The organism is Mannheimia kashgarensis, from assembly GCF_041807705.1.
Taxonomy (GTDB): Bacteria; Pseudomonadota; Gammaproteobacteria; order Enterobacterales; family Pasteurellaceae; genus Mannheimia.
The window spans coordinates 1-2,607 of the sequence record NZ_JBGTYY010000058.1; the positions used below are offsets into that span (position 1 = coordinate 1).

At 35.3% G+C, this 2,607-nt stretch carries 3 protein-coding genes and 1 pseudogene; 1 reads left to right on the plus strand and 3 read right to left on the minus strand.

The features are described 5' to 3' along the window. Positions 1 to 281 (minus strand): PfkB family carbohydrate kinase (locus tag ACERCF_RS12380; protein WP_373625769.1); only part of this gene is annotated, 281 nt, incomplete at its 3' end. Positions 282 to 291: 10 nt separating this feature from the next. Between ACERCF_RS12380 and ACERCF_RS12385 the strand changes: the two genes are divergently transcribed. After that, complete coding sequence (locus ACERCF_RS12385; protein ID WP_373625771.1) at positions 292 to 666, plus strand: FCD domain-containing protein; 375 nt, start codon at positions 292 to 294, stop codon at positions 664 to 666. A 5-nt stretch (positions 667 to 671) separates the two neighbouring features. Here the strand turns inward: ACERCF_RS12385 and ACERCF_RS12390 are convergent, their stop codons facing one another. Further along, a complete protein-coding gene (locus ACERCF_RS12390) occupies positions 672 to 2,246 on the minus strand; it encodes a Fic family protein (RefSeq protein WP_373625772.1) in 1,575 nt (524 codons plus the stop codon). A 190-nt stretch (positions 2,247 to 2,436) separates the two neighbouring features. Further along, positions 2,437 to 2,607 (minus strand): annotated as a pseudogene (locus ACERCF_RS12395) (bifunctional 4-hydroxy-2-oxoglutarate aldolase/2-dehydro-3-deoxy-phosphogluconate aldolase); the annotation flags it as partial.

Consider the following 2,607-nt stretch of genomic DNA (forward strand, 5'->3'; position numbering starts at 1 on the left):
ACCACATTTTCAACGGGAACGGTTGGCACAAAAATCTGTTTATCCTGATATTGAACTGTTGCACCAAGTGAGCCTTGTTTGACTACGATAGTTTCGATGCCATATTGAGCAAGGCGGGTAAGGGTGGCTTGTTCGTTCTTATCACCCCAAAGCAGATTTTCATCATCAAAGGTTACAAGGGCTAAATCGACTAAGGGGAGTAAGTTAGCATAATGCTGTTGAGCGGTTTCAACACTTTCCCACAGTTTTGGGCGGTAGTTACTGTCAAAGGCGATTTTCACACCGTGCGTTATGAATTTACCAGCGAACGATATTCGCTGGATAGAAATGAAAGTATTGTTACAAGAGCATCGAGAGCTTAGGGATAATATAATTGAGAAATATAGAGATTTTTCAGAGTTAGATAGAAAATTACATACACTTATTTTATCTGCTGCAGATAATCCATTTATAAACGACTTTATAGAACTGATTTCTGTTATTTTCCATTTTCATTATCAATGGGATAATAAGAATTTACATACAAGAAATATTCTTGCAGTAGAAGAGCATTTAGCGTTAATTGTAAAAATTGTGATTAAAGATGATTTGGCTGCTATTGCGGCATTAAGAAAACATTTACAAACTGCTAGAAAATCACTTATGGATAGTATCTGCTTAAATTAAAGAGACTAGTATTTTTCAAAACAATCTCTTACTACAGCTTTTAACTTTTCCCACAAATCATCATCAGCTAAAAACTCAAATTCCTTAATAAGTTTATTTGAGCGTTGTCCTTGATTTTGTAAAATGCTACGAATAATTCTATCAGCATATTGATTGGGCATTTCTATGATTTCTTTTATTGCTTCTCTTGCATTCTGATGATTAAGTAAATAAGCAGATTCCTGATGCATATCGTTAGTAATAACGTGTTTTATCAACCGAGATAGGTATTCAACATGTTTAGTTAAATTTGGAAAACGCCATAAAGGCTCTGCATTTTCTGTATTTGTAAAGATAAGATTTGAGGTAATACCGTCAGCATATTTGACTTTTTCTTTAGAAAAAGCATAGTCTCCTCTAATATTTTGCATTAATAACTTAGATATTTCATCTAACAAGGCAAAATAGGATTGTCTTTCAGTTGCTGATTCGGCAATTACCCCTGAGATAGGTAGAATTATAGAAGCAGGCAGAACGCCATCTCGTCTTAAAATATCATTAAATAAGAAACGGTGAACTCTTCCATTCCCATCAGCAAGAGGATGAATATAAACGAAGCCAAAAGCAATAACAGCACTTCGTATAATAGAAGATTGACCTTCAGTTTTCTGCCAAAATTGTTGTAATCCTTTCAATTTAGCTATCAAGGTTTGATGAGGAGGAGCGATATAATGCACCACTTCATCAAAATGAATTGTTTGCCCTACAAAAACAGGTGATTGCCTTATTCTATATTCCCCTAAAATCGTTTTATTGCCTAAAATAGATTGTTGGAGCTTGGATAACTGCTCTGGATTAATAGGTAATTCCCCTTGCCCTGTATAACGAGCAATAACATCAGCAAATCTCTGAATACGTGAGGTTTGTTTACTTTCTCCTTCAATTTTAAAGCTGGCTTTACTTTCTCTTAGTGTTAGCCATACAGAAGACCGCAGAATAAGTTCCTCGCCAAATTCATCTACGAGATTGTTTAGTAACTCAGCAATATCTAGATCAGCTGCTTGAGTAAAATTTTCTGTTTTAAGTAAAATTGGACAGAAATCAGGGGTTCCGGCTAGATTATTATTCACTCTCCAACGTTCATTTTTTTCTATTTTATGTTTAGATGCGGTAACTACTTTTTCGCTATTTAGTACATCTATGTAGTTGCCTCCTAGATTATACGGCACAGAAAGCATATCACCAGTAAGCCATTCATATAGAAAGGCAGCTCGTCTAGCATATTGCCCTGTTGGTTCTTGGTTAATCCAGTTTTGTATATGTGTTGCACCGATGTTTTTAAATAGACGCTGTAAAAACTCAAGATGTGGGATTTCATTGCGTAGATAAAATTGTAGATGAGCAATAATAGTATCAGCAGGGCGACTGCTTTCTTGATAAAGTTCCGTCCTAAATCCAGTTTCAATTTCCCTTAAAGTGGAGCGTCTTCCCGCTATACCACTGATTACGGGTAAAGGTTGAAATGCTTCAGTTTCAGTTATGTTCGCTAACCATAGTCCACCGATAGGATCTTGAACAACATTTTGTTTTTTTAAATTCATATCAACCTCTTACATAAATCGATTATTTATGTATGATTTTCTCAAATCTTGATTATGGTTGCAATGAATTGATTATTTTTATTATATTTTGCAATAAATGGATTATTTAGACGGCATTAAAGTCAAAGAAGAAAAACGTATGATCTTAAGCAAATCATACGTTTTTAATTGGAAGAGTGTAATTAAAAAATTACTTAACAAGTTCCACAACTTCTCTTGCTAAACCCCCAATCTCTTCCCACTTCTGCGCCTTAATCAGTGATTTCTCCACAAACCAAGAGCCACCGCACGCCACCACATTCGGAATAGCAAGGTAGTCGTTGATGTTTTGCGGTGAAATACCACCAGTCGGCATAATTTG

Coding starts and splice junctions, on each gene's coding strand:
- ACERCF_RS12385 (WP_373625771.1), top strand. CDS start 292: ATGAATTTACCAGCGAACGATATTCGCTGGATAGAAATGAAAGTATTG.
- ACERCF_RS12390 (WP_373625772.1), bottom strand. CDS start 2,246: ATGAATTTAAAAAAACAAAATGTTGTTCAAGATCCTATCGGTGGACTA.